The organism is Kitasatospora sp. NPDC101235 (assembly GCF_044767505.1).
In the GTDB taxonomy this organism is placed as follows: domain Bacteria; phylum Actinomycetota; class Actinomycetes; order Streptomycetales; family Streptomycetaceae; genus Kitasatospora.
The window spans coordinates 1-4,346 of sequence record NZ_JBIWNZ010000079.1; the positions used below are offsets into that span (position 1 = coordinate 1).

At 68.1% G+C, this 4,346-nt stretch carries 5 protein-coding genes and 2 pseudogenes; 1 reads left to right on the forward strand and 6 read right to left on the reverse strand.

Going from position 1 to position 4,346, the window contains the following annotated elements; translation table 11 throughout:
• Positions 1 to 58: 58 nt before the first annotated feature.
• From ACIRRH_RS43785 to ACIRRH_RS43810, 6 genes and pseudogenes are all read right to left on the reverse strand, one after another.
• A complete protein-coding gene (locus ACIRRH_RS43785) occupies positions 59 to 1,048 on the reverse strand; it encodes a trypsin-like peptidase domain-containing protein (protein WP_403079073.1) in 990 nt (329 codons plus the stop codon).
• Positions 1,049 to 1,092: 44 nt separating this feature from the next.
• The gene (locus tag ACIRRH_RS43790) at positions 1,093 to 1,419 is read right to left on the reverse strand and encodes a CU044_2847 family protein (protein WP_403079075.1); all 327 of its coding nucleotides are present in this window, start codon (positions 1,417 to 1,419) and stop codon (positions 1,093 to 1,095) included.
• A 404-nt stretch (positions 1,420 to 1,823) separates the two neighbouring features.
• Positions 1,824 to 2,219, reverse strand: coding sequence for a hypothetical protein (locus tag ACIRRH_RS43795; RefSeq protein ID WP_403079077.1), 396 nt, complete (start codon positions 2,217 to 2,219; stop codon positions 1,824 to 1,826).
• A gap of 279 nt (positions 2,220 to 2,498) precedes the next feature.
• The gene (locus ACIRRH_RS43800; protein ID WP_403079078.1) at positions 2,499 to 2,732 is read right to left on the reverse strand and encodes a hypothetical protein; all 234 of its coding nucleotides are present in this window, start codon (positions 2,730 to 2,732) and stop codon (positions 2,499 to 2,501) included.
• Between the two features lie 124 nt (positions 2,733 to 2,856).
• On the reverse strand, positions 2,857 to 3,189 hold the full coding sequence (locus ACIRRH_RS43805; protein ID WP_403079079.1) for a hypothetical protein: 333 nt from the start codon (positions 3,187 to 3,189) through the stop codon (positions 2,857 to 2,859).
• Between the two features lie 248 nt (positions 3,190 to 3,437).
• Positions 3,438 to 3,879: pseudogene (locus ACIRRH_RS43810) on the reverse strand (transposase); the annotation flags it as partial.
• Between the two features lie 11 nt (positions 3,880 to 3,890).
• On the opposite strand from ACIRRH_RS43810, the pseudogene ACIRRH_RS43815 reads away from it, so the two are divergent.
• Positions 3,891 to 4,247, forward strand: a pseudogene (locus ACIRRH_RS43815) (IS5/IS1182 family transposase); the annotation flags it as partial.
• Between the last annotated feature and the right edge of the window lie 99 nt (positions 4,248 to 4,346).

Sequence of the window (4,346 nt, forward strand, 5' to 3'; positions counted from 1 at the left end):
AGTTGCGCTCGCGTCACACACCACGGTCTACCGGATCAGGACCCGCCGCGAAGGTGAATCACACAGATTGATCACGACCGAATACGTGCCCTAGTTGGCCGGCCAGGGCGCTCCAGCGCTCGTCCCAGTGCGGTGTGCTCGTGTCCGCGTCACCAGCGGAGAGCAGGGCCCAGGCGAGCAGTTCCTCGGCGGTCAGCCGCAGCCCGTGGGGGATGCGGGCGATCAGGTAGGTGGTGTTGCCGAGGTGTGCCAGGAGGCCAGCGCTGACGAGAGAGGACTTGCCGACACCGGAGGCGCCGAGCACTGGCAGCACGGGAACCTGCTGCTCCTCCAGAAGTTCGAGCAGGCGGTGTGTCTCGTGGCCTCGTCCGTGGAACACCGCTTGGTCCTGCTCGGTGAACGGTAGAAGTTCGCGGAAGGGGCTGTCGGCCAGCAATCGGGAGCGCAACTGCGGCCATTCACGGGCCAACGACTCCACCGTCAGCGCGTAGCCGGTCCGTCGCCGCTGGTCTCCTTCGACGGCGACGACGACACCGATGACGCCGTGGAACTGCTCGTCCCACACCGGTGCCCCGCTGAAGCCGCCGGCCAGCGGGAACCCGGCGGTTTCGTCGCAGGTGAGCTGCCACCAGCCGGTGCCCTCCCGGCCCTCGATGGTGCCTCGGGTCCAAACCCCGGCATCCTTGCTGCCGCCTGGCCCCGAATACCGCGGGAACCCGAACGCTCGCCAGCGGTGGCCGGTCAGCTGGTCCGACTCCAGGACCCGCAGGGCGACCGCGCCGGTCGGAGGCGTGTCGTCCAGTCGCAGCACGGCGACGTCGCCGCTGTTGTCGGGGGCCACCGGAACGCTGAACTGCACGGTGGCCGCCACCTGGGGACAGCCGGGGAGCAGCGGGAAGTCGACCGCGACGGGGAAGTCCAGGGGGAGGGCCTGGTCGTCCGGGATGCCCGCGATAGCGGCGACGACGTGCGAGCAGGTGAGCAGGAGCTGGCCCGGGATCAGGAACGCTGCCCCCACAGGGCGCTCGCCGTCGAGGACGCGCACCATCCCGCGCTCCCAGGCCGGAGAGTCCCGCCTGTCCGGCGGCTGGCTCATCCGTCGCTCTCGCGGCGGCTCCACTCCAGTTCCAGGGTGAAGTGTGCGTCGCCGGCCGCCTTGGCGACGACGAGCCCCGCTTCCGTCGTGATCTTGATCCCGAACTCGGCTCGGATGTGGTCGGGCTGCCTTGGCAGGTCTGCCAGCCTCTCCAGCAGAACCCCGGCGACATGCCGCACCCGGGCCAGGCCGGACTCGAAGGTCTCGGCCGAGGACTCGATCAGCGCCTCTCCCCGAGTCGCCCGCAGGACCCCGGAGCCCTGCCCCTCGGGCAGCTCCACGACCATGCTCTCGCCGTTCTCCAAAGGCACGCTCAGGTACATGCGACAGTTCCCCTGACTCATCGTCACGCCGCTTTTGGCAGGAGCACGTTACTCCGATCAATGAGGTACGGACAGGTGAATCCCGGACTCCGCCGGGACCGGATCGACACCGGGAACGATGGCTGCCCCGGGTGCTCCGTACGTGAATGGCACCGCCTGCCGCGGGGAGCTGGCCACTTGGACATGACTCAGTCTGAAGAACCCGGGCTCGCGTGCCAGATCCGTCCGGCGCCGCCGGGTCGGGCGACCGGCCGCGAGGTCGTTCCCTACGGCGAGGGTCGGCTGGCCGAGGAGCTGGGCGACCGCGAACAATTGCTTGTCCGCGGCCGCAGTGTCATGCTGCTCCTTGAGCTTCATCAGGTTCTGCTCGCGGAGGTTGTACTCCCCTCGTCGATCCCGCTTCCTCATGCGGTACCGGACCTCAGCCCGTCCAACTCCTGGTCGAGGGCCAGCCGGTTCGCCTCATCCCGAACCGTTGCAGGCAAGCCGTCCAACTGCCCCACCTTGTCCGGGTAGAGCGCGAGGTAGCTGCTCTGCTGCTCCGGGGTCAGCGACTTCCACCAGTCAGCGGACTTCTGCGGGTCCTTGTTGTCAGGGACGTACGGATCGGCGAGGCCGAGGTCCTTCGCCACGTCCCTCACGTCGGCGGCGGTCTCAGCGGTGGAGCCGAACGTCCTCGGGCGGGTCAGGATGTCGGCATCAAGGCGGCCGAGGGCGTGGTCGCCCTTGTCGCTCGCCTCTTTCGCACCGGCCAGTGCCTTGTTGATCCGGTCCTGGGCGTCCCCCCGCAGGGTGGCCAACGCCTTGCGCTCAGGGCTGGACGCGCGACGGTGTCCAGGGTGAGTGCGACCGTGGCGGACTCAACCCTCACGATCTCCAGGGTCTGCTCGTTCCGGCCCAGGGTGTAGAACGCCTTCTGCGTATCCTCTCCTTCCCAATTCCCGTTCCGCAGCTGGCCGTTCACCTGGCTGCGGCGCCGGTTGTCGGCGGACTGGGCCCCGTTGGACAGGGCGCGCCATGCCTTGGCAGCTTCGTGCAGCCCGGTCGGGTCGAACCGGAGCAGCAGCTCGTACAGGTGCTCACTGGCCCGGCTCCTCCCATGCTTCGCCGATCTTCTGCTCCTGCCAGACCTCGGCGTTGGCGTTCTCGTTGTTCGTGCAGGCCTGCGCCGTGGCGGTGAGGTTGTCAGCCGTTTTCTTGAGACGGTCGCCGACGCTCGCCGGTACGGGCGCCCAGTAACCGGCCACCTGGCCCAGTCGTGCGGCCGCCGTCCACCCCGCCAGCTGACTGACGGCCGTCTGGCTGGCGGTCACAGCCGCCCGACAGGGCTTCGCGAAGTCCTCGCCGATAGCCCGCGAACGTGTGGATTTCGTTCGGATCGACCTTCAGATGGCCTACTCCATTCCCCTCCCGACAGACCTTCAGTCAGCAGGCAGCCTATTCCGTGTAACCAGCCGATCCCAGTTCCTGGGGGATGTTCTGGGCCGAGTAGCCGTCCAGCTTGCCGGTCTGTTGAGGGAGGACCGCCGAGGGGATGAGGCGCTTGCGGTGCCAAATGTCGGAGGGCAGGCGCGGGCTCGGGGGTTTGTGAGTTCGGGGCAGGGCCTGTTCGATCAGCGCGCGGCGGGCGGGTGAGGCTTCCTTGTTGAGGAGCTTCCAGGTGGCCCCCCCAGCGCTTGTTGTCGCGTTCGGGGCATCGGCGGGCAAGTCGTCCCAGTTCCTGCGCGAGTTCCTGGTCGGGGGGTTCAGCAGCTGGTCGGCGACGGACAAGACCGCGGCGGTGCCGAGGGGTGGTCGACGACGGCCTTCTGGGCGCTGGTGACCATGTGTGCTGACGCGGGCCAGGCCGCGAGGCGGCAGGGGCCGGGTCTGCGTTTCGGTGGGCTGGTCGAGTCGGTGGCCGCAGACCACGTCGGGCCGTCCGGGTTTGACGTCGTTGCGGCAGCTGGGGTGTTGTCACGTTGTTGGGGGTGTGCTCGGCTGAGGGCGTGGTGGGGAGCCGGGTGTCGGGTCCTGAATCAGGCGGCGGTCGGCAGGCCGATGCCCTTGGTGACGTGGGCCCAGATGGTGAAGCGAAGGGTCATCTCGAAGCGGTGTTCGGCGGCGGTGAGGAGGTGGCGTCGGGGTCGGAAGTGGGGTGAGATGCCGCTGAACGCGGACAGGAATCGTTGCGCGGCGCCGGGTGAGCGGAAGCCTTTCATCGCGCGTTCACGTTGCCTCGTCGGTTGGTGGGAGTTCTCCGCACGGTTGTTCAATCCCTTGTGGGAGCGGCTCCACCGAGGACATCAGTGCGCGGTGGGCGGTGCCGTAGCTCTTGAGCTTGTCGGTGACCAGCACCCGTGGGACGCGGTGCTGCTTCTTCATCAGCTTGGCCAGGAAGCGCTTGGCTGCCTTCGCGTTCCGCCTGGACTGGACCAGGATGTCCAGCACGTTGCCGTCTTGGTCGACCGCCCGCCACAGGTTACTGCCGCTCACCGTTGATCCTCAAGGCCGCCGACGAGCAGGTCGGCGGGCTACCCGACCATGCCAGCGTGAACCTGGACCGCGGCTACGACAGCGACAAGTACCTCTGCGCGCTCGGGGAGTTGGGTTTCACTGGCGAGATCGCCCGCAAGGGCGTTCCCGCCCCGATCCAGGCCGACAAGAGGTGGGTGGTGGAGCGGAGCGACTCGTGGATGAACGGCTTCGGCAAGCTGCGGCACTGCACCGAGAAGCGCAGCCGCGTCGTGGACTTCTACCTCTACCTGTCCGCCGCGATCGTCACACTGCGTATGCCCATCCGCCGCGCGACCCCGCGCTACCACTGGGATGACCGCCCCACCACCTGAAGTAACGCCTACTGGCGGGCGCCCTTGACTGTGGGCTGCGTCTTCTGGTTGTAGATCTCCTTGCCGTCTGCGTTGTAGGCATGGACGTAGGGGGCCGGG

Bases quoted from the DNA above. Each gene is read 5' to 3' on its own strand.
- ACIRRH_RS43785 (WP_403079073.1), bottom strand. From the start codon at position 1,048: ATGGTGCGCGTCCTCGACGGCGAGCGCCCTGTGGGGGCAGCGTTCCTG.
- ACIRRH_RS43790 (WP_403079075.1), bottom strand. From the start codon at position 1,419: ATGTACCTGAGCGTGCCTTTGGAGAACGGCGAGAGCATGGTCGTGGAG.